Here is a 22862-nt window from a genome sequence, read left to right as displayed (position 1 = left end):
ATAATATGGCTCCCTTTGCTAGACTTGAACTAGCGACATATGGATTAACAGTCCACCGTTCTACCAACTGAACTAAAAGGGAATTACTTGTCTTTGTTTCGAAGACGGGGCGAATATTAAGGTCAGATGCTTTTAGTGTCAATGATAAAACAGGCTAAAATGCCATTTGCGCTTTGTTTGTTGAATATCTGAACGATGATGGTTAAGAATTACTGATAGCGTAGTTTAAGTAAACAATTGATTTATACCTAAAGGATCCAGACTTGTATGTATTTTCAACGTTCTTAGTACGTTGATTTTTACTTGGCATGATTAAAAAGTGTTTTCTCCTATTTATAGGTAAACATCCATGCTCTAGGTATGCTAAAAATAGGACTCGATGTTTTCTTTATGCCACGAATCGTTGGATATGACATATTTCTTAAGTTATCCACTAAATCTGTGGGTAACTCTGTGGATTAAATTGTTCGGACGTATATATCTGTCACTAGCGTTATTTTGAATAGCTCTATTAAAAGGTGTTTAAAATGCCGTTTAAGTGTTTTAAATCATGTCTTTATGTTATTTGTTTTATCGGGTTATACATGGGGTTAATTCAGTTTTAAATTCTTTGTATCAAAAACAACCACAAAAAAAATGTTTTTTTTAAAACTGTTGATAACTGCTTGACATTTGTTTGTTATTGATTGTTTTAGAATGATTGTCCTATTTTTATCGCTGCAAGTAACTATAATGCGCTAATAATTTATCTGGCGGACTAAGTGTAAATTGGTATTATGGAAATATATACTTTATAAGCTAAGTTGTGGCATTAAATAATGACGATTCTATTCGATCTATGTTCTGAATATACCCCCAGCGGGGATCAGCCTCAAGCGATTGAAAAACTAGTTGATAGTTTTGAGGCTGGTGTTGCCAGTCAAACCTTACTCGGCGTAACAGGCTCGGGTAAAACCTATACTGTCGCAAATATGATCGCGAAATTAAATCGGCCGACATTATTGATGGCGCCAAATAAAACCCTTGCCGCACAGCTCTATGGTGAGATGAAAGAATTCTTCCCTAACAATGCGGTAGAGTATTTTGTTTCTTACTACGATTATTATCAGCCAGAAGCCTACGTACCCAGCACTGATACCTTTATTGAGAAAGATGCAGCAGTGAATGCACATATCGAACAAATGCGCCTGTCAGCTACTAAAGCCTTATTAGAACGTCGTGATGTGATCTTAATTGCCTCTGTATCTGCTATTTATGGTTTGGGTGATCCAGAGTCTTATCTTAAGATGATGCTGCATATATCGGTGGGCGAGATGATTAGCCAGCGTAGTATCATTCGTCGTTTAGCTGAATTGCAATATACCCGCAACGACATGGATTTTAAACGTTCGACATTCCGTGTGCGCGGCGAAGTCATCGATGTTTACCCTGCGGAATCTGATAAGCATGCTGTGCGTATCGAGATGTTTGATGATGAAGTTGAGCGTATCAGTTATTTTGATCCGCTAACGGGGGCTATAGAGAAAACAGCAGAACGCGCGACTATTTATCCTAAGACTCACTATGTAACACCAAGAGAAAAGATCTTAGCGGCGATTGAACACATTAAAGTTGAATTGTCGGAGCGCAAAAAACAATTATTATCAGCAAATAAACTGATTGAAGAACAGCGTGTCAGTCAGCGAGTGCAGTTTGATATCGAAATGATGCAAGAATTAGGTTATTGCTCGGGCATTGAAAACTACTCACGTTACCTGTCTGGCCGTACGCCGGGTGATGCGCCTCCAACCCTACTGGATTATTTACCTGATGATGGCTTATTAGTTATCGATGAATCACACGTTACAGTGCCACAAATTGGCGCCATGTATAAAGGTGATCGCTCGCGTAAAGAAACGCTGGTTGAATTCGGATTCCGATTACCGTCAGCATTAGATAACAGACCACTTAAGTTTGAAGAGTTTGAGTCTATTTCACCGCAAACATTATATGTTTCAGCGACGCCGAGTCAGTATGAATTAGATCGTTGTGATGGTGAAATTGTTGAGCAGCTCGTACGACCAACCGGACTATTAGATCCACTTATTGAGGTGCGCCCTGTTGATACTCAGGTGGATGATCTACTTAGTGAGATTAATATTCGGGTAGCAAAAGGCGAGAGGGTATTAGCGACGACACTGACTAAACGTATGTCTGAAGATCTGGCTGAATATCTTGCTGATCATGGAGTGAAGGTACGTTACCTGCATTCTGACATTGATACTGTTGAGCGTGTTGAAATCATCCGTGACCTACGTTTAGGTGTATTTGACGTACTCGTCGGTATTAACTTACTGCGTGAAGGTCTGGATATGCCAGAGGTTTCATTAGTGGCTATTCTGGATGCCGATAAAGAAGGTTTCTTACGTTCTGAACGTTCACTGATCCAAACCATTGGTCGTGCAGCGCGTAACCTAGAAGGTAAGGCTATTTTATATGCTAACCGTATTACTAAGTCGATGGATAAAGCGATCAGTGAAACGGAACGTCGCCGAGCATTGCAGCATGAACATAATATCAAAAATGGTATTACCCCAACGGGATTGAAGAAGAAGGTGGGAGATGGCTTTAACATCGGCCGAACGCCTGAACAGCAGATGATGCATATTGCCGAGCAGAAAGCCACGTATGCGATATTTACTCCTGCAGAGCTCAGTAAAGAAATTGTACGTTTAGAAGAGCTAATGTATAAATATGCGCAAGATCTAGAATTTGAAAAAGCCGGTGAAACCCGTGATAAAGTGGCGAAGCTGCGTGAACAATTAATACAATAGATCAAAAAAAGCGAAATCAATGTAAGTCGATTTCGCTTTTTTGTTCAAGTCTTTTAAAGCTAACGTGATCTTATTTAGCTCTTACTCAGTTATAATTCAGTAAGTGCTTAGAATAATGAATCAGACAGATCAAATAACTCTTGGTTGAACGGACGTTTCATATTGGTAATACAATCGATGATGTCGTGGTGAACCATTTTTGAGTTCATTAGACCAACACAGCGGCCGCCTTCACCTTCTAGTAATAACTTAACTGCGTATGAACCCATACGGCTAGCCATGATACGGTCTCGAGCAGTTGGTGTGCCGCCACGTTGTAAATGACCTAACACTGTTGCGCGTGTTTCACGTGTTGTTACTGATTCGATATGTTTTGCAAGCTGGTTCACGTCTGTTACATGTTCACACATTGCAATAATGGCATGTTTCTTACCTTTATCGATACCCGCTTTAATTTGTGCTAATAAATCAGCTTCATCATAGCCTTTTTCTGGGATCACTACGAATTCTGCACCACCGGCAACCGCAGCACCCATGGTTAAATCACCACAGTAACGGCCCATGATTTCAACAATCGAGATACGTTGGTGAGATGTTGATGTGTCACGTAAACGGTCAATCGCATCAACGACGATGTTTAGTGCAGTATCAAAACCAATCGTATATGTAGTACCTGGGATATCGTTATCAATCGTGCCTGGAATACCGATACATGGGAAGCCCATTTCAGTTAGTTTCATCGCACCCATGTAAGAGCCGTCACCACCGATAACAACAAGTGCATCGATGTCGTGTTTTTTAAGGTTCTTAATTGCTTCTTCACGAACGCTTTGTTCTTTAAATTCAGGGAAGCGTGCAGAACCTAAGAAAGTACCACCACGGTTAATGACATCAGAAACAGATTTACGATCTAGTTTCTCGATACGATCCGCGTGTAAACCAGCATAACCATCGTAAATACCATAAACTTCTAAGCCAAGATGTAAGCCTTCACGTACAACTGCTCGGATTGCTGCGTTCATGCCTGGTGCATCACCACCACTTGTTAAAACACCTATTCTTTTAATCATTGAAGCCTCAAATATATCAATCGATGATACTTTATTTATTGGGTTAAAGTAGTGTCCTTATAAAGGACAAGTACTGTGCAGCAGGTGATGGCACGCTTATTCATTTTTTAGCACACCAATGTTATATATCTGTCGCTGCTACATTCTATTTTTCTATTTAACTTTCAAATTAACGTCGTATTTAATGTTAATTTGTTATCGCTAGTCTTGTGTATTCATTATAACTAGCTCTGTTATTCTTTTCGTGTCTTTATGACTTATTTTATTACTAAAGTGATATTAATCACGCTTTCATATGAAACTTTCAATCGTTAAATAAAATAATGCCTCGGCGCAATTTTATTTTTAACAAGATAAGTTTAATAAGAAAGGAGTGTAGTAATAGTGACTTTGTTACAAGCTGTACTATCAGCCATATTACTACACTTTTTATTCGACCTAATCTATCTGACCTAGCGTTGATGTACTATCTAGGTCAGACTTAATCGCTATTATGCAGACGCACCAGCAATAACTTTAGAGAATTCTACAGCGTCTAGTGAAGCGCCGCCTACTAGGCCGCCATCAATGTCTGCTTGACCGAATAATTCAGCAGCGTTAGCGCCTTTAACTGAACCACCGTAAAGGATTTGAACTTTGTTTGCTACAGCTGCATCTTGCTCTGCTACCCATGAACGGATGTGAGCGTGGATGTCTTGTGCAATTTCAGGTGTTGCTGTTTTACCAGTACCGATAGCCCAAACTGGTTCGTATGCAATTACTGCATTATTTAGTGATGTGATACCAGATTTAGTCACAACAGCTTGTAGTTGTGCTTCAACAACAGTTTTAGTGTCGCCAGCTTCGAATTGCTCTAGTGTTTCACCGATACAAAGAACTGGTACTAGACCGTTTTCTTGTGCAACAGCAAATTTGTCAGCAACAACTTCGTTTGATTCACCGTGGATAACACGACGTTCGCTGTGACCAACAAGTGTGTATTTACAACCGAATTCTTTTAACATTACTGCTGAGTTTTCACCAGTGAATGCGCCAGCTGTATTAACGTCACAATCTTGTGCGCCGTATGTAATTGCAGTGTCAGCAGTTAATGCTTCAACTTGTGGGATAAAAACAGCAGGAGGGCATACAGCAACTTCAACAGTTGCATTTTCTTTTGCCGCATCAACTAAACCGTTAACTAGAGCTTCTACAGATGCTTTAGTTGCGTTTAATTTCCAGTTACCCATTACTAGTGCTTGTCTCATGTCTATCTCCGATATGGTTTAAAGCTATTTTTCATTAATCTAAGTGCTGACATTATGTCAAAGCGACTTTAATTAAGAACATGAGATGATTATAGAGTCATCTAGCGCTAGGGCAAGTTGTCACAAGACAATTTTTGGTAATAAAACTACATAAAATACAGTAACTGTGACTTGCCCCACGTTTACCTACACAATTGCTGGGGGATTTTTCGAGTAATTACAGAATGTCGGTTCTATTGGTTATTTTTTAACGACAACCAAGCGAGTCCTAACCACTCATGGATAGCTCTTTCACTGACGGCTAAGTGATTCGCACGTGGAAAATAATAGTGTAAAGGTTGTATTCCTGTGCGAGCTTTACTGACATGTGCAGTGGGTGCTGGGATAGGAGATAGACCTTGTTGTTTGAATATGCTCATGGCTCTAGGCATGTGGGTAGCCGAGGTAACCAATACAAGCACTTTACCTTGAGTAATGTTTTTATTTTCAATAGCTTCCTCGATAGTGTCCCGAGGCGATTCTAATAATATAATGGCTGATTTTGGCACGCCCAACGCGATGGCTAAGCGCGCATTCATCATGGCATTACTGTTGATATCACCGCCACTGTAACCGCTGAAGATTAACTTAGCCGTCGGGTTCAGTTTATAAATTCGTACGCCTTCAATGGTTCTAGCAAGGGCTGCTGGGGATAGTTGGCTGGTGATTGGTAAACTATCTACTGTTGTATGACCATTGCCCAATACGTGGACATAATCGACAGCTTGATCTTGATAACTTGGGTACTGAGACTCTAATGTCGCGGCTAAACGCGTCGCAACAGGATCGAGGCTTAATAGTAATAATGTAATAAAACTACTACAAAATAGGATTTGAGCACTGCGTTTATAGCGCGTGAGTTTATATAATAATGCCGCAAGGATAAAAAGGGTCAGCAGGAAAGGTAGTGGCATTAGCCAGGTACCAATTATTTTTTTAAGTGCAAACATGGATAATTGGTACCTGTTTAGAGAGGATTAAGCGCGTTGGAGTTGAATATCACTCACACGTAAATTACCTGAGACTAATATCGAGCCCGGTAAATCTGTTGTTAGGGCATCAGGGAAATCGATGACCATGACTTTGCGTACCGCTGGTGCACACTTGTGGTATTCATTATACAAAATACTAAGCCATAAATGCTGAGGTAAAATATCAGTAAGCTGACCGTCTTGTTGCCAATAGTGCAGGGCAGAGAAACTATCGCCTTTATTGCTCAGTACTTGTTTAAATAACGCTTCACACTGTGACAACACATAATCGGCTTCGAGTTCACGGGCCTTTTGTTGCAAGTCATCAATACGACCGCTGCTACGTAAGTCAACCGTTTCAGCGTCTGACTTGCTCTCTTTACGTAACGTGTTGTAAATGTCGGTCAGTTCTTCTTGCTGTACCTGATTACTAATATCAACACTGGCTGATAATGGCAACGGTGCTACGCGATTGAAGATAGTTGGTATGTGTTCACGCTCATCGTAATCGTCTAGCTCCCAAATTGGGTTGTCTTTGAGGTACTTAGACATTGCTTTGAGGCGAGCTACTTGTTCATTTTGTTTACGCAGCGTCATTAACAGCTGGCGCATACGGTGAACCGCGCCTTCTAATTGACGGTTAATACGACGGTAACCATCAATGAAAAAAGTAACTTTACGGCTTAATTCTGCTGGTACATCATCCCAATCTAACCAGGCGTAAACATCGTTAAGATTGATATCTGCTAAGGCGTTAAGCAGGCCTTCTGTGTAGGCAATGGCTTTTTCATTCTCATGAATCTTGCTTTCTAAACTATCAACAAAACCAAATTTACTGGTAATAGCTGCGAACAAACCACTGACACTGTCTTCTAACTCGTAAACGATGCCGTAAAGCTCTTCGTCTACTTGGCTTAAATAGAAAGCAACTTCATTGTGCTGGCCAGTGAGCAGTGCGCGTTTATAGGATTTGATATCACCGTCGATGTGTTGCATGACTTTTGCGATATCGGTACGTTTACGATAAGACGCATGGCGTAATAATAACTTGTCTAAAATACGTTTTAAGTTGATGGCGAGCATGTAAGTGCCATCTTCTTCACTTGGGCGGATCAGCCCATTTTTGGTGAGCATTTCTAATAATGCGGTATTCTCACCATCATCTATTACATTGCCATCGAAATACGCTTGCGCCAACATCGTACTGTTTGATTTAGCAAACGAGCTACGAATTATCTGAGCAATTTTTTCGACTTCAGAAGCGCTTTGCTGCTGTGACATTAGAACATCTCCGACTGTGAGTCATCGAAGATATGGTTATCTTGTTTTTCGAGTTTTAACGATTCACTGTCATTAATAAAATCAATTAACTCGTGAATGTAGTTCATCTTCGCGGTGATCTGATAGATGGTACTGCCGGTATCAAGGCGTTGTACGTAACCCGCTTCATCAAGTTTTTTAAGGATGAAGTTAAGCTGTTCTGAAATGTCGTTACGGCTGGTTTTGAAAATACCTTTGTTGGTTAATAGCGCTAGTTGTTGCTTTAGCGTTGGTTCGTTTTCAATACCACGTAATAACTCAGACAAGCGAATAGTATCGCCTGCGCGCATCGCACAGTCATGAACTAGGGCTGTCATCGCGAGTTCAAGAAAGTTAACCAGTGGGCGGAAAATATCACGTACTTGGCGCAACTGTTGACGAATATCCGCGCGGTTTTCTTCTTCAATCGTGCAGTAACAAGCAACAAAAGCTAGGCCATCTTCAATGACTTTTACTTTACGGTTAATCAAACGCAGGTAATCATTTACCTTTTCAAACAGGCTTTGCTCAGACAGGTAGCGATAGGCATCAGGCTGACTAACCTGACAAATGGTATGACCCTGTAACAATAATTCAACGGTAGTTTGAAACATGGGTTAAACCTCTTCTTGCATAGTTGTTGCTGACGCTGTTTTTACAGGCGTTGTCGATACTGGTACTGTTGACGACTCTGCATTGCTGTTTACTGATGACGTTACGCTAGAACCGGCGATGAGTGCTTGTTTAGCATCGCCATTGAGCAATGCCATTAATGGATCGTCATCTACATTCATTTGGATCAGGCGTTTGTTACGGCTATCAATTTCGTACAAGTGATCGAATAACTGTAATACCGACTTATCGGTTGACGGTGATGCCGTCATGATCTGAATACCGTGTTGGTTTAACATATCCAGCATGGCTTGAATGTTTTCAGAATGCAGCTCGCCTAATTCATCCACAGGCCAAGTGATCACCGTGTTTTCATCTGGGCGTAACATCGTTGTTAAACCAGTAAAGAAGGTGATTAAGGCTAAGTAAGATAAACCCGTCGATGATACATCTTCTAATTCTTTCGGTGTGGTAGCACGGGTCGTACGACCGTTTTCTACAATGGTAAATTCGATATCAAACAGTTCATTGTGCTGCATGCTGTTATTTTTCGGTAATACAGCTGACAGTTCATCTAAGCTATCTATCAAGTCTTGGGGAATACTGCGATCGTGCGTTAATTCGGTATTGGCTTGGTATGCTTCAAATGCATCGTTCACATTTTCCAGCTGCTGCCAATAACCTAACTTGTCCATCTTGGTGCGGATAGCAATCTTAATATCACCCAAGGCGGTAAAGAACTGCTTACCATTCATGTGGCTAGACAGTTTACGACCAGTACGGGTAATGTTGCGATCAAAGTTACTTAAATGGGTATAGATAGACAAGATATCGTTCGCACGTAACTCGACTTCATGTGTGGTCGATGTTTGTAATAACTTGGCATTTTTCAGCACGTAGCTTAGCTGTTCGCCGCTGTTAATCGCTTCTTCTAAGCGGTAGTTAACCAGCTCCGAATCACTTTCAATGCGGTTTTCTAACCAGCCTGTTTGTAGCGTACTTTTCGAGTAACGTTTTAATTCGCTGCTAATCTTACTCACTGCGCTTAATACATTACTTTGCTGCTTACCTAACAGACTCATCTGACTGTTAGTTAATTTAGATATGTTGTTAACGCTGTATTCTGGTAAATCATCGTTAGCAACAGCAGGGTAGTCGACTAGTTTTACGAGGCTATTATCTAGGCCTTTTAATTGCAATACTAAATCGGTTACTTGTTTATCCAGCTGGGCTTTCTCTTGCTCTAACTTGTCAGTTGATTGCTGGTAGTTTTGCTTTTTATCTTTTAACTGCTGCTGGAAACCGTGTATCGCGGTATCTAAACGGCGTAAGCGCTCACGGCCAGGTTCGACTTGTGACCATGACGTTTCTAACCAACTATTATATTTATCTGCTTTTTGTTGGAATATCTTAGCATTCTCAACAGCCTGGCTAGTTTGTTTTATTTTCGCTGCTAGGGCATTAAAGATACTGGCATTAATACCAGCGTCACTTAATGCTGCTTGCAGGGCATCTGCGATACGTTGCATTTCAATCTGTGCATCATCACGCAGATTATTCAAGGATGTTTGATAACTATCAATACGTTGATTGAAGTCAGTCTCTAACTGGCAATGCACGCCTAAACGTTCGCTGTTTAGCTCGTTATGACGGCTTTGATAATCAACTTTAGCTTGGCTTAATGCTTGCTGCGCTTGATCTAGCAGCAAATCGTTTTCTGCTAATTCAGTTTGAATGCGAGCAATCGCTAGCGTTTTATGTTGTTCTAGCTTACCGACTAACTCATCTTCTTCATTGATTAAACCTGTCAGTAGTTGGTTCTGTTTGAACAATAATTGCTTGCTCGACATTAACTGCTTATCAAGTTCTTCAACGTCTTTATTCAGTTGTTCAAGGGCTTTTTGCAGTTGTTCTAGTTCTGTTTTCTTCGCACCGATTTGCGTTGAAATATGCTGTTCTTTTTCCGCTAATGCGCTATCGGTAAATGATGCATTTTCGAGGGCATTAAGGTTGATCTTGATGCCATAGAAATCTTGTACTTGAGTGAGCGCTGTTTCTGATTCGCTATCTTTTGCAGCATTACTAAAGGCGGCTAATAATTCCGGTTCAAGGTGCAGATGTCTGAGTAAATCAGGGCTAATGACACGACCGATATTCGCTTGCCAATTTGGCACATGTTCAACCAGGAAGGCATGTAAAGATCCTTTCTCTGGGCTTAATAATGCTTGTACATCGCGGTGCTGTTGGGCCAAATGGTTTAATTCAATTTTTAAACGGTCATTGGTTTGCAGCGCTTGATGCTGTTTTTGGCGTAGGCTTTGTGATTCATTACCAATGCGATTATAAGTTTCTTGGCGCTCGTTAATATTACGGCGACATTGGCTTAAGTTTTGTTGCAGTTGCTGAGATTGTAGCGTCAGTACCGGATCAAGCTGCGGTTGTTCGAGTTGCAAGTTAAGCGAGATCTTGGCGTGCTCTAACGGTGTTTTCTTTTCCGTTAACTGATCAATCAAAGCTTGTGTTTCTGTTTTTAACTGGCTCTCTAGTGTGGCGTAATGCAGGTTACTTTCGCTTAATGCGTTAGTTAACTGCTGCTGTTGAGAGCTGATTTCGTTAGTTAGTTGCTGTTCACGCTTGTTAAATTCAAGTTCTTGTTGTTGCTGCTGTTCTGTAAACGTGCGGCTTAGATCGGCAGACTTTTCACTTAACTGGGTTTTTTCATTGTTTAGGTTGATTAAACGTAAGGAAAAATCAGACAGCTCAGAACCACGTTGTTCATAGGTTGCTGCTTCATCATCTTCAAAATCAATCTTTTCTTGTTCTAACTTATCTAAATCGTGCTTAATTTCACGGTGCGCTTTTTCTTCATCGTGGCAAGCATCTTCAATCGATAAGACTTGTTGTCTGTGGCTTTCTTTTAATTCAGCAAGCTCTACTAACACGTCTTTTAAACGGGTATCTGCGATAACTTGATCTTGATTACACTTGTCTTGATAGATAGCTGCAAGGTGATGCAAGTGCTGCAGATCTGCTTTAATTTCGATCAGTGAGTCAATGTCAGTTAATGACGATAAGATCTTATCTTCTAAATTAAGGATTGCTTGTGATGAATGCAGGTCCGCTAGCCAGCTATCAATATCGGTCTTATCAATGTTGACCATGTCGGTAACATTGTTACTGAGCATTTCAGAGCTGATAGCATCTTGTGAGATCTCGATGATCATTTGTTTGATCACGTCGAAATTAGATATTTTGTTGAATACTGACGTCACTACTTTTTCAATGTGTTTAATCGGTGATTGGCTCATCGAAAAACGTTGTTGTAGTGGGCGCAGTGATTTCTTGCCGCCAAGGTCGCGGTGATTTTGAATGACTCTTGCATAGTCATCTACACTTAACAGGCTACTGACTTCGCATTTACGTTGGGCTTTATATTGACGCTTAATTTCGTCATCAGCGAAGATGTTGCCGTTATCATCAAGGTACATCTTGATATCGAATGGGCTATCAATAAAACGATAAAGCAGTTTGTCGCCATCACTTTTAATTAACACATGACACAATTGCGGTGTACCTGTGCCGTTCGGACGTTGATAGTCAAATACGATGTAGCTGGTTTTGCGCGGTAAATAATAAGCAGCAAATGATTTCTTGTTCGCATTACGCTCAACAATACGCCCAGGACGAGCACCCCAAAACAGCATCGGCAGTTTAAGTAATGTTGTTTTACCTGCACCATTAGTACCCGCAACCTTGATATTACCCGCGTTATTTAATTCGAGTAATTTACCAGGCCAAAAGCTATCAATAAGGTAGGTTTTGCGACATAGATATTGTTGTGAAGAATCAGTCATCATCATTATTATTATGCAAGAAATCGAACCCCATATTTTAACTGAATGATGACCAAGATGTAAGGAAAAAAGATAAGTTTAATAGGGCGACGCTTCGTTCTGGTCACATTATCGGCAATCTTGGTCACTTGTCTGGATTTATGCAAATTAAGTGAATATTCTTGCATATATAAAATATTATAATACAATCCGTCGAATTAGATTATATTAACGAACGAAAATAAGGTGTTTACTGGCATATTATGTCGGATTGTAACCTTTATTAGGAATTATCGATGGAAAATAAACTCGGACTTGGTATGTTAGTTGCCTTGGTATTCAGTACCATGGTTGGCGCTGGTATCTTCAGTCTTCCGCAAAATGTTGCTGTATCAGCAGCCCCTGGCGCAATCACGTTAGGTTGGTTGATTACGGGCTGTGGCATGCTGGCATTAGTGACAGTATTACGCAATTTAGTGGTGAGATTCCCTAACTTGAACGGGGGTATTTTCTCGTACGCCCAAGCGGGGTTTGGTAATTACATTGGCTTTATGTCGGCTTGGGGTTATTGGATCTGTAATTTACTCGCTAACGTATCTTATGCTGTCGTGTTCTTTAGTGCGATTGGTTACTTTGTCGATACCCCTGAAAACCCAATGATGGGGCAGGGTAATACACCGGTTGCTGTATTAGGCGGGTCGTTACTTATTTGGTTCATGCATGCATTGGTACTACGTGGTGTGACCCGCGCAGCATTGATTAATGTATTTGCAACCATCGCTAAAATAATCCCTATTCTGACCTTCGTTTGTTTGGCTATCATGGCCTTTAAACTGGATAAATTCACTATTGATTTTTGGGGCGATAAGACCCCTGAATTAGGCTCGGTGTTAGAGCAAGTGAAAGCGACTATGATGGTGACATTGTGGGTGTTTATCGGTATTGAAGGTGCTGTTATTTTATCTAACCGTGCGAAAGACAAGCGTGATGTCGCAAAAGCAACGGGTATTGCCTTGTTCTCTGCATTAATATTGTATATCGCAGTGAGCTTATTCACTTTAGGTGTGATGACTCAGCCGGAAGTAGCAGCATTACAAAACCCTTCAATGGCGAGTATTTTAGAAGTGATCGTCGGCCCTTGGGGCGCAATGCTGATTAATGCCGGTTTGATTGTGTCGGTATCAGGTGCGTTATTAAGCTGGACTGTGGTAAGCGCTGAAGTCCCTTTTATCGCGGCTAAAGAGGGTTTATTCCCGAAAGCATTTGCGACAGAAAACAGTAAAGGCGCGGCAACGACATCACTGTGGTTCTCGTCTTGTATGGTGCAGTTGTTTTTAATCTTAACGCTGATCCAAGAAAGCTCGTATCTTGCCTTGGTAAATATTGCGACGTCAGCGGTATTATTACCTTACTTCCTTGTTGGTGCTTATGGCGTGAAAGTGGCGCTAAGTGGTGAAGGGTACGGTGCCTCTGAAAACCGTAAGAAAGATTTGTTTATTGCATTAATTTCATCGTGTTACGGTGCTTGGTTAGTGTATGCCGCAGGCGCGGAATATATGCTGTTATGTGCACTACTGTATTTACCGGGTGTATTGATTTATAAAAAAGCATTGATGGAAAAACAACAAATATTTAGTAAGCGCGATTATGCTTATTCAGCATTGCTATTGGCGGGAGCTGGCGGTGCGATTTATCTGTTATCAACCGGTGTATTGTCTCTGTCTTAGTATTTGAACCACAATTTTGTTACTCTTATCACCACTTAGCTCTAGCGGTATAAAGCTCTGGCGTTTATAGGCTCTGGTATGTATGAAATAAGCACTTATAAAAATAGGTGCATGTTGTAAAAGGAATTGTAACGATGATTTTGGTTGTATATTTAATTTTAGGGGCGGCAGCTGGCTTGATGGCTGGCCTGTTTGGTGTCGGCGGTGGTTTGATTATTGTCCCGGCATTAATTGTATCTTTTACCTTCCAAGACCTTTCGCCAGATGTACTCACTCAGTTAGCGATAGGCACTTCTCTTGCGACCATTATCTTTACCTCGTTGAGTTCGATTAAAACCCACCACAGTAAAGGCGCTATTGATTGGCCGCTGGTTAAACGGTTAACTGTCGGTATTGTGATTGGTGCTGTCGTCGGCAGTATATTTGCTGATTACTTGCCCGGTGAAACGTTACAAATGATCATCGGTATTTATGCGCTAACGGTTGCGGTGCAAATGGGCTTTGATCTGAAACCAAAAGCAGAACATGATTTACCTAAAGGCGCAGGCTTGACTGTCGCAGGTGGTGTGATTGGTGCTATTTCAGCTTTGTTTGGTATTGGCGGTGGCTCATTAACTGTTCCTTACCTGTCGTGGTGTCGCGTCGAAATGCGTAATGCGGTAGCGACCTCTTCAGCGTGTGGTTTACCGATTGCTGTGGCGGGTGTGTGTAGTTATATCGTCACGGGTTGGAATAACCCAGAACTACCAGAATACAGCTTAGGTTATATCTATTTACCAGCGTTTTTCGGCATTATCATTACCAGTACTGTGTTTGCTAAACAAGGCGCAAAACTAGCCCATGCATTACCGAGTCATGTGTTAAAACGCTATTTTGCGTTGTTGTTATTAGTTGTTGGTTCGAAGTTTATTTTCTTCTAAAACGAACATTTTATTGATCTAGGCTATGAATAGCTCAAATACCTACCCACTAAGTATAGGTCAATGCTCGATTTTGTTATATCTATGCTAAAATTATCCCTTAAGTAGTCGTTTATTAAGGGGGCAATTTGTTAAATCTAACGGCCGCGATCACATCATTACAACAACAGGTTATCCAGGCTCAACCTGAGCAAACTCGGATCTCTGTTAATCTACAGCCCTTAAATTCAACTGAACTTATCGAATGGCTTGGTGCTCAAGTTTTATTCCCGCAATTTTATTGGCAATCCCGAGACGGTGATGAAGAAGTCGTCGCGCTAGGAGAATGCTCTCATTGTCATGATGTTAGCCTTGCTAAAACATTATTTACCCAGCCACAGCGTATGTGGGGTGGGCAAGCCTTTTCTAGTAAAGAATCTAATAAAGAGCCTAGCCAGTCGCTTAGTAATACCGACAATACGGGCCGTAATTACTACTTTTTACCGCAAATAGAATTAACCCGTCAGCAAGACCAATGGCAGTTATCGGTCAATTTACCGGTTGCACCAGTAGCCAACCATGTAATGCCAGAAACGGGCTATGATAAAACGCAGTTACTGGCCAGTTTGGCGAGTTTGATTGCACCAGCGCCGATACCACTTCCACAGTCTTATAAGATTGAATCTCGTCATCATTATCCTGAATTCAAACAATGGTCTCATTTGGTTACGAAAGCGTTAACCGCAATCGATGAGCAATATTTTGCCAAAGTGGTATTAGCGAGAAAAACAGTATTAACGTTAAACCGTCCTTTATCTGCAACGCAGTTTTTACAACAAAGCCGTCAGGTTAATCAGCAATGTTTTCATTTTATTTTTGCCATTCACGCCGATGACTATTTTGTTGGGTCAACGCCTGAACGTTTGTTTAGTCGTGATACTGATAACTTGCATACTGAAGCGCTTGCCGGAACCGCTGCACGCAGTTTGGATGACGTTGAAGACAGGGCCTTAGCCAATTGGTTATTGAATGATAAAAAAAACCGCTACGAAAACCGTTTAGTAACAGATGATTTACTATCGCGTTTACAACCGCGTTGCCAAACCTTGCAAGTTGCAACGTGTCCTGAGTTAATCAAATTACGTAAAGTGCAGCACCTGAAGCACAAAATTGACGGGCAGTTAATGGCTGGCATTGATGACGCAGAATTGCTTACGAGTCTACAACCAACCGCTGCGATAGCTGGATTGCCCCGTCAACCAGCATTAACTTTTATTGCCGATAACGAACCGTTTGATCGTGGTTGGTACAGTGGCGCGCTGGGCTATATCGGCCAACAACACAGTGAGTTTTGTGTCGCTATTCGTAGCGCGCGGGTATTGGGACGTGAATTACAGTTATTTGCTGGTGCTGGTATTGTGCCTGGCTCAGATCCACAAAGCGAATGGCAAGAGTTAGAGCGTAAAACTGCGACTTTATTAACCTTGCTTGAACCTGATACGAACGATTATCACGATGAGCATTCGTATCACAATTACAATAAAAAGCAGGATCATAAGCACGTTCTCGCCAATCAATTTGCTTCGGAGCAACAACGCGCATGATGAGCAATCAATCGCTTGCAGAGATACAAGCGCCTTTAAACCGTTTATGGGCGAGCTTAATTTTAGAAGAACTGAGCCGTTTAGGTGTGCGCCATGTGTGCGTTGCACCGGGTTCGCGATCTACGCCCTTGGTATTGGCGGCAGCTGAACATGATAATTTAACCCTACACAGCCACTTTGATGAACGTGGATTGGGTTTCTTTGCGCTCGGGTTAGCGAAATCAGTACAAGCGCCTGTCGCTGTGATTGTCACATCGGGTACCGCGGTAGCGAACTTATTGCCAGCTGTGGTTGAGAGTGGATTAACTAAAGAAAAGTTGGTGCTATTAACCGCCGACCGTCCGTTAGAGCAAGTTAATTGTGGTGCAAATCAAGCTATTCAACAAGCGGGTCTATTCTCTAGTCACGTTTGCCATGAACTGTTATTACCGAGTCCAAGTTTGAGTATTAGTCCACAGTGGTTGCTCAGTAACATAGATCAAAGCTTGGCCGTGCAACAGCAAGCGGGTGGCACTGTACACATTAATTGTCCTTATCCAGAACCCATTTATGGTGGCGACGCTGATTTTAGTGACTACCTTGCTGGAGTAAGTCACTGGCAAGCGCAGCAACAAGGCTATTTATCTATATATTCTCCGGGTATTCATTATTTAGGTCAAAGTTTGTCTGTTGCCGATCATTCAGAACATTATTCAAAACATCATTCAAAACATGATGAAAAAAATGTCGTGACACTTGCTTCGGAAACGTCGATGACAATGCCAGTCATAAATCGTAAGGGGTTGGTGGTTATTGGCGCGATGAATACCGCTGACATGCAAGCGATTAAACAGTGGGCTAGTGTGATGGGCTGGCCAGTATTGGTTGATCCGCAATCGGGTGGGTGCAGTGCTTGGTCGCATTATGATGTTTGGCTGCAAAATAAAACCTGTCGGGATAAGTTAGCTGAAGCCGAGATATTGGTACAGTTTGGCGCCCGTTTGGTATCAAAACGTTTAGGGCAATTTATAGAGCAACACGACTGGCAAGATTATTGGTTGATTGCGCCACAAGCAGGGCAATTAGATCCTTATCATCTGCGCTGTAAGCAATTTGTGAGCTCAATAGCGCATTGGCTGACACAGTTTGAATGTGGTCAGTTGAATGCTCAGCTAAACGGTGTATTGAATACAAGTTTAGTGACTAACAGCATTGCCGACATAGGCGTGCAGCACAGTGATGTAGACGGTTATGAATGGGCAAGAGTGCTCACCGTTGCTAGTGTGACTGTGCGACAGTTAATTGAAATTCAGCATATTGATACGTTAACCGAGATTAGTTTCGCCGCTACGTTAGACACATGTTTCTCAACGACTTTACCAAATAAATCGACCAGTTTATTTATCGGTAATAGCCTCATTGTCAGGTTGTTAGATATGTTTGCTGCATTACCCAATGTGCCGGTATTTAGTAACCGTGGCGCATCGGGTATCGATGGTTTATTAGCAACCGCTGCGGGTGTGCAACAAGGTCAGCAACAGGGCCTACTTTGCCTGCTCGGGGACACCTCTTTACTCTATGATTTGAATTCACTGGCGTTATTCTCTAAGCCAACGCACCCAAGCGTTATTGTGGTGTTGAATAATGACGGTGGGGCGATCTTTGATATGTTAGCTGTTTCAGAGCAGCAAAAAGAACAATTATATCGTATGCCACATGGCTTTAACTTTAACCATGCCGCTGCGATGTTTGATTTAGATTATGCCCAACCTCAGAGCTTAGCAGACGCACTGTCTGTTATTCATCACCGGTTACATCCGATGGCTGAAGTGACCGGTGATATCCGTACTTTACTGGTCGAGATAGTGACACCGGCAGGGGCGGCGGCCAAGCAACTGAAGCAATTTTTCAGCGAGGTAAAAGATGCGAAATTTATCTAGCATGATGTTTAAAACACAAACGCAATTACCGCTTTATTCTGAATCGATTGAATCAACCTGCAACCTTGCAGAAGGTGATGCTATTAAACCCACGTTAGTCTTTTTACATGGCTTGTTGGGCTCAACACAAGACTGGGAGAAAATCGTCGCGCATTTATCATCTGATTATCAATGTATCTGTATTGATTTACCGGGTCATGCTGGCAGTCAAGCCGTGACAGTCAATGATTTTCAACATGTGCAGCAGCTCATTATAGCGACTTTAGCGCAGTATGAATTTGAGCATATCGTCCTGGTTGGTTATTCGTTAGGAGCGCGTATTGCGATGAGCATTGCTAGCGATCGCGCCGCTAATTGGCCGTACAAAATTGTAGGCATGTTATTAGAAAGTGGTAACCCGGGGCTAAACAATAGCGCGGAACAATTACAACGTGGATTACATGATTTAGCCTGGGCAACACGTTTTAGTGAATCACCATTAACGCAGGTATTACCCGAGTGGTATCAGCAAGGGGTATTTGCTTCATTAACTAATGCACAAAGAACCACACTGATTACCACGCGCAGTGAAATTCAAGCTGACTATAACGGTTTTAATGGCGGTAAACAGATAAGTAAAATGCTGGCAGCCACATCATTATCGAAACAAGGTTATTTATTGCCGAAATTACAAAGTGCGGCGTTTCCAGTGTCGATGGTATGCGGTGAGTTAGACCCTAAATTTGTGCAGTTAACGCAATCGAGCCAGTTGGAGCATCATGTTATCGCTGATGCAGGGCATAACGTCCATGCCGACCAACCGATTGTATTTGCTGAATTGGTTAGGGGGTTAGTCAGTGATGGCTTGGCCAGTAATAAATTGATGAACAGAGACGCACAACAGAGCGCGGCTTAAAATTAACGATTTAACTATTAATAGGTAATCAAAATAACTATTAATAAAAATTAATTATAAAAAATATCAGGAATTATTATGAGCAGAACAGTTGGTATTACCGAAGAAGAACTTTACGCACATGTTGAATGGCAAGATTGCACAGGTGGATATCAAGATATTCATTTTCATAAATCATTAGATGGTATTGCAAAAATCACCATTGCCCGTCCACAAGTGCGTAATGCGTTCCGTCCACAAACGGTAAACGAAATGATGCAAGCGTTAGCTGATGCGCGTTATGATTCAAAAATCGGCGTTATTGTCTTAACAGGCCTTGGCGAACATGCTTTCTGTTCTGGTGGCGATCAGAGTATTCGTGGCGACTACGGCGGTTATAAAGACGACGAAGGTATGCATCACTTAAACGTATTGGACTTCCAACGCCAGATCCGTACTTGTCCAAAACCTGTCATCGCAGCTGTGGCTGGTTACGCTGTCGGTGGCGGTCATGTATTGCACATGATGTGTGATTTAACGATTGCAGCAGACAACGCACAGTTTGGTCAAACAGGCCCTAAAGTCGGTTCGTTTGACGGTGGTTGGGGCGCATCATACATGGCACGTATTGTCGGTCAGAAGAAAGCACGTGAAATTTGGTTCTTGTGTCGCTTCTATGATGCACAAGAAGCGGTTGATATGGGCTTAGTGAATACGGTTGTGCCACTGGCTGATTTAGAACGTGAAACAGTGCGTTGGTGTCGTGAAGTATTACAGCACAGCCCGATGTCGTTGCGTTGTTTAAAAGCAGCATTAAATGCGGATTGTGATGGTCAAGCTGGCTTACAGGAATTAGCTGGTAACGCGACGATGATGTTTTACATGACAGAAGAAGGACAGGAAGGCCGTAATGCCTTTAATGAAAAACGTCGTCCTGATTTCGATAAATTCCCGCGTAATCCTTAATAAGTGCTCTTAATCGGCACTTTTTATAAGTACTCTTAATCAGTACATGGAGCATCACTAATGCCACGTAAGGCTAAGCTATATCATTATAAGCTACCTTTAGACTGCGCCATGATATTACGTGGCCAGTCTGTCACCGAACGTGAAGGTTGGTTACTTGAGCTGAGTCGTGGAGCTGAAATAATGCCGCAATGCCGTGGTGAACTATTTTTCGGTGAGCGAGGGCGTGCTGAACTATCTTACGGTAAAGTAGGGCGTGGAGAAATAGCCCCTTTACCTGGATTTAGTACAGAAACAGCAGCACAAGCAAAACAACAACTAGAAAATGTGATTAAAATCTGGTTAGATGAAGGCATCGTGGAACTAAACGATTGTTATCCCTCGGTAGCATTTGGTTTTAGTATGGCGCTGTTGGAGTTAGAAGATGGATCACCGCAAAATATTCATCGCAGTAGTAATGATAATGACGCTAGCAGTGCGTTATTATTGGCTACTGATATTGGAATAATTACCGCTAAACATAAGCAGTTACTGAAAAGTCGGTTATGTAAGTTAAAAATTGCCTCGTTACCTACAGCTGATGGTGCCACTTCCGATGGTGAAGTCGCTCGGCACTTACTACAGACGTATCCACAATTACGGTTGCGGTTAGATGCAAACCGTCGTTGGTCACTAGCCGTAGCATTGGCTTTTGCAGCTCGAATCCCCGCAGATTATCGACAACGTATCGATTTTATTGAAGAGCCTTGTCATACCCCGAGTGATTGTTTACGCTTTTCCGAGCAAACGGGTATTGCCATTGCGTGGGATGAAAGCCTGCGTGATGCCGTTCGTAAGAAACAAGGACGGGGCGCTTTCGATCTTATTTCCTTGGTAAACAGTCCATCTAATGCAATCGTTAAAGCCGTAGTCATCAAAGCCCCTGTTATCAAAGCTATTATTATCAAGCCTATGCTAACGGGAACGGTGGGTTATTGCGCCGAGTTAATTGCCTATGCCCATCAACAGGGATTAACCGCTGTGATCAGTTCAAGTTTAGAATCGAGCTTTGGTTTAGTGCAATTAGCGCATATGGCACAAACACTTACGCCAGAAACTCCTCCTGGATTAGATACCGTCAATGTCTTTACACAGCAGCTGGTTCAACCTTGGCCAAATTGCAGCTTACCTTTACTCCCATTATCAGAGCTACCTGTGACTATTTATGAATAACAACATGATGAGTAATGACCTCGCTGTCAGCAACCACGGCGTTAATTTTAGCGATTGGCCTTGGCTACATTGGGCCGAGAGTAATCCTGACCAAGTCGCTTTGGTATATGGTGAGCTGCGTTTTACCTGGTTGCAGGTTAATGAACTCGTTAACGAATATGCTAAACAGTTAACTGAGCAAGGAGTACGGGAAGGGCATGTAATCGCCGCTGTAAGCACTAACAATTTGACGGTGCTGTGGTTGTATTTAGCGAGCTTACGACTTGGGGCTTGCTGCGTGATACTCGACCCCAAGCAAAGTAGTGAGCAGTTAAACGACAAATTAGAAACGTTGGCGGCGACGTTCATTTGGTTATCAGAACCAGAGCTCAATGTATTTGCTGATTTACAGGATGAAGGCGCTAAACAGTTAGTTATTACTTACCTTGAAAGACCTTTAACGGTAGATTTTTTTGCCGCAGAACCTTTTACAACAGGAATGTATACTCAGTCAGATGTTAAATGGCAAGCGCAGCGACTCGTGAGTATTGTCTTTACGTCAGGTTCAAGCGGTAAAGCCAAGGCCGTGGCGCATAATGCCGAGAACCATTTGTATTCAGCTGCAGGGTTACTGCAATCCTTTGTTTATACTACGCAAGATAGCTGGTTATTGTCCTTACCGTTATTTCATGTTTCAGGACTGGCTATTGTCTGGCGTTGGTTATTTGCTGGTGGACAGTTAGCGTTACCGGCTACGGCTAATATAGTCGAGCAACTATCAACCGTTACTCATGCGTCTTTAGTACCAACGCAATTAAAGCGCTATCTTCACGAGCTCGATGCAGATAAGGATAAAGAGCAAGCTCAAAGCGCTCCTCGCCTGAAACGGATCTTGTTAGGTGGTGCGGTTATCCCTGTCGTTTTAACCGGTAAAGCCAAGTCTCTGGGTATTGAATGTTGGTCTGGATACGGCATGACAGAAATGGCCTCTACTGTTACCGCTAAACATGCAGATAGTAGCGCTGGTGTCGGCATGTTATTAGCTCATCGTTCGTTAGAAATTGACGGTCAAAGTATCAAGGTGCGTGGTGCAAGTTTGGGCATTGGTTATTACTATCGTGGCATATTACGCAGCATGACTGATGAGCATGGTTGGTTAATCACTGGCGATCTTGGTGAGATAAAATGTGAGAATGCAGTATTTGATAAATCGTCGAGTGAATTAGCTGATACTTTATTTAATAAAAGGTTTGATTCAGCGCCGAATAAATCGTCTGAAGAATTATTCATTCTCGGGCGCAGTGATAACATGTTTATTTCTGGTGGAGAAAACATTCACCCCGAGCACATTGAGCGTATTTTACTTTCGCATCCGTTAATTAATCAGGCGTTGGTATTTCCCCGTGAAGATGCCGAATTTGGTCATCGTCCTATTGCTGTTATTGATGCGATGGCGCATATATCGGTATGTGAAATGAATAACTACTTACAATATAAGCTGGCTAAATTTATGTGGCCGCTTAATTATTATACTTTGCCAAATAATATAATTGTGAGCGGCATCAAGTTAAATAGGGCATCTGTTCAACTATGGATCGCAAGTTTGTCCAAATAGTTGAGTTAAATGATAATTATTATTGCTTGTTATAAATCTAACTTGGTGTTGGCTTTGTTTTCTTGTAGTATACAGAATCTTCCTTATTCATCAGATGAATAGCGACATCGACATCACGTTACTATTTAATTAAGTCAATTTTATTTAGTACAAGTAATTTAGCAGGGTGTCATGTAGTTCGGT

15 protein-coding genes and 1 tRNA gene are annotated in these 22862 nt (G+C 41.9%); 9 read left to right on the top strand and 7 right to left on the bottom strand.

The window, feature by feature from the left end:
- Positions 1–6: 6 nt before the first annotated feature.
- A tRNA-Asn gene (locus JFU56_RS03195) sits at positions 7–82 on the bottom strand.
- A gap of 736 nt (positions 83–818) precedes the next feature.
- Between JFU56_RS03195 and uvrB the strand changes: the two genes are divergently transcribed.
- Complete coding sequence (gene uvrB / locus JFU56_RS03190) at positions 819–2813, top strand: excinuclease ABC subunit UvrB (protein WP_198435819.1); 1995 nt, start codon at positions 819–821, stop codon at positions 2811–2813.
- Between the two features lie 107 nt (positions 2814–2920).
- Here uvrB and pfkA read toward each other — a convergent pair whose 3' ends face one another.
- The 6 genes from pfkA to JFU56_RS03160 all read right to left on the bottom strand — a co-directional run bounded on the left by pfkA (position 2921) and on the right by JFU56_RS03160 (position 11911).
- Positions 2921–3883 carry a 6-phosphofructokinase gene (gene pfkA / locus JFU56_RS03185; protein WP_198435818.1) on the bottom strand — a complete coding sequence of 321 codons (963 nt, stop codon included), beginning with the start codon at positions 3881–3883 and terminating at the stop codon, positions 2921–2923.
- A gap of 491 nt (positions 3884–4374) precedes the next feature.
- Positions 4375–5130, bottom strand: a complete 756-nt coding sequence (gene tpiA, locus JFU56_RS03180; protein WP_198435817.1) for a triose-phosphate isomerase — start codon at positions 5128–5130, stop codon at positions 4375–4377.
- A gap of 233 nt (positions 5131–5363) precedes the next feature.
- Positions 5364–6119: an envelope biogenesis factor ElyC gene (gene elyC / locus JFU56_RS03175; RefSeq protein ID WP_198435816.1), complete on the bottom strand. Its 756-nt coding sequence runs from the start codon at positions 6117–6119 to the stop codon at positions 5364–5366.
- Positions 6120–6146: 27 nt separating this feature from the next.
- On the bottom strand, positions 6147–7421 hold the full coding sequence (locus tag JFU56_RS03170; protein ID WP_198435815.1) for a hypothetical protein: 1275 nt from the start codon (positions 7419–7421) through the stop codon (positions 6147–6149).
- Positions 7421–8053 carry a hypothetical protein gene (locus JFU56_RS03165; protein WP_019443171.1) on the bottom strand — a complete coding sequence of 211 codons (633 nt, stop codon included), beginning with the start codon at positions 8051–8053 and terminating at the stop codon, positions 7421–7423. The genes JFU56_RS03170 and JFU56_RS03165 overlap by 1 nt, the downstream gene beginning before the upstream one ends.
- A 3-nt stretch (positions 8054–8056) precedes the next feature.
- Positions 8057–11911, bottom strand: a complete 3855-nt coding sequence (locus tag JFU56_RS03160; RefSeq protein ID WP_198435814.1) for an ATP-binding protein — start codon at positions 11909–11911, stop codon at positions 8057–8059.
- A 269-nt stretch (positions 11912–12180) separates the two neighbouring features.
- Here JFU56_RS03160 and JFU56_RS03155 point away from each other — a divergent pair, with 269 nt between their 5' ends.
- The 8 genes from JFU56_RS03155 (at position 12181) to JFU56_RS03120 (ending at position 22679) form a co-directional block, all read left to right on the top strand.
- On the top strand, positions 12181–13611 hold the full coding sequence (locus JFU56_RS03155; RefSeq protein WP_198435813.1) for a basic amino acid/polyamine antiporter: 1431 nt from the start codon (positions 12181–12183) through the stop codon (positions 13609–13611).
- Positions 13612–13745: 134 nt separating this feature from the next.
- Positions 13746–14531: a sulfite exporter TauE/SafE family protein gene (locus tag JFU56_RS03150; RefSeq protein ID WP_198435812.1), complete on the top strand. Its 786-nt coding sequence runs from the start codon at positions 13746–13748 to the stop codon at positions 14529–14531.
- A 128-nt stretch (positions 14532–14659) separates the two neighbouring features.
- Entirely contained in the window at positions 14660–16114 is a 1455-nt protein-coding gene (locus JFU56_RS03145; RefSeq protein WP_198435811.1) for an isochorismate synthase MenF, read from the top strand.
- Positions 16111–18033 (top strand): 2-succinyl-5-enolpyruvyl-6-hydroxy-3-cyclohexene-1-carboxylic-acid synthase, encoded by a 1923-nt coding sequence (menD, locus tag JFU56_RS03140; RefSeq protein WP_198435810.1) that lies wholly within the window; start codon positions 16111–16113, stop codon positions 18031–18033. The genes JFU56_RS03145 and menD overlap by 4 nt, the downstream gene beginning before the upstream one ends.
- Positions 18017–18928, top strand: coding sequence for a 2-succinyl-6-hydroxy-2,4-cyclohexadiene-1-carboxylate synthase (menH, locus tag JFU56_RS03135; protein WP_198435809.1), 912 nt, complete (start codon positions 18017–18019; stop codon positions 18926–18928). The genes menD and menH overlap by 17 nt, the downstream gene beginning before the upstream one ends.
- 78 nt (positions 18929–19006) lie before the next feature.
- Positions 19007–19873, top strand: a complete 867-nt coding sequence (gene menB, locus JFU56_RS03130) for a 1,4-dihydroxy-2-naphthoyl-CoA synthase (RefSeq protein WP_198435808.1) — start codon at positions 19007–19009, stop codon at positions 19871–19873.
- 60 nt (positions 19874–19933) lie between these two features.
- On the top strand, positions 19934–21085 hold the full coding sequence (menC, locus tag JFU56_RS03125; protein ID WP_198435807.1) for an o-succinylbenzoate synthase: 1152 nt from the start codon (positions 19934–19936) through the stop codon (positions 21083–21085).
- On the top strand, positions 21078–22679 hold the full coding sequence (locus JFU56_RS03120; protein WP_198435806.1) for an AMP-binding protein: 1602 nt from the start codon (positions 21078–21080) through the stop codon (positions 22677–22679). Before menC ends, JFU56_RS03120 begins: the two co-directional genes overlap by 8 nt.
- Positions 22680–22862: the final 183 nt, after the last annotated feature.

Source organism: Moritella sp. F3, from assembly GCF_015082335.1.
Lineage (GTDB): Bacteria > Pseudomonadota > Gammaproteobacteria > Enterobacterales > Moritellaceae > Moritella.
The sequence above is the reverse complement of the archived record's forward strand: the minus strand, read 5'-3'. Positions and strand labels throughout refer to the sequence as shown.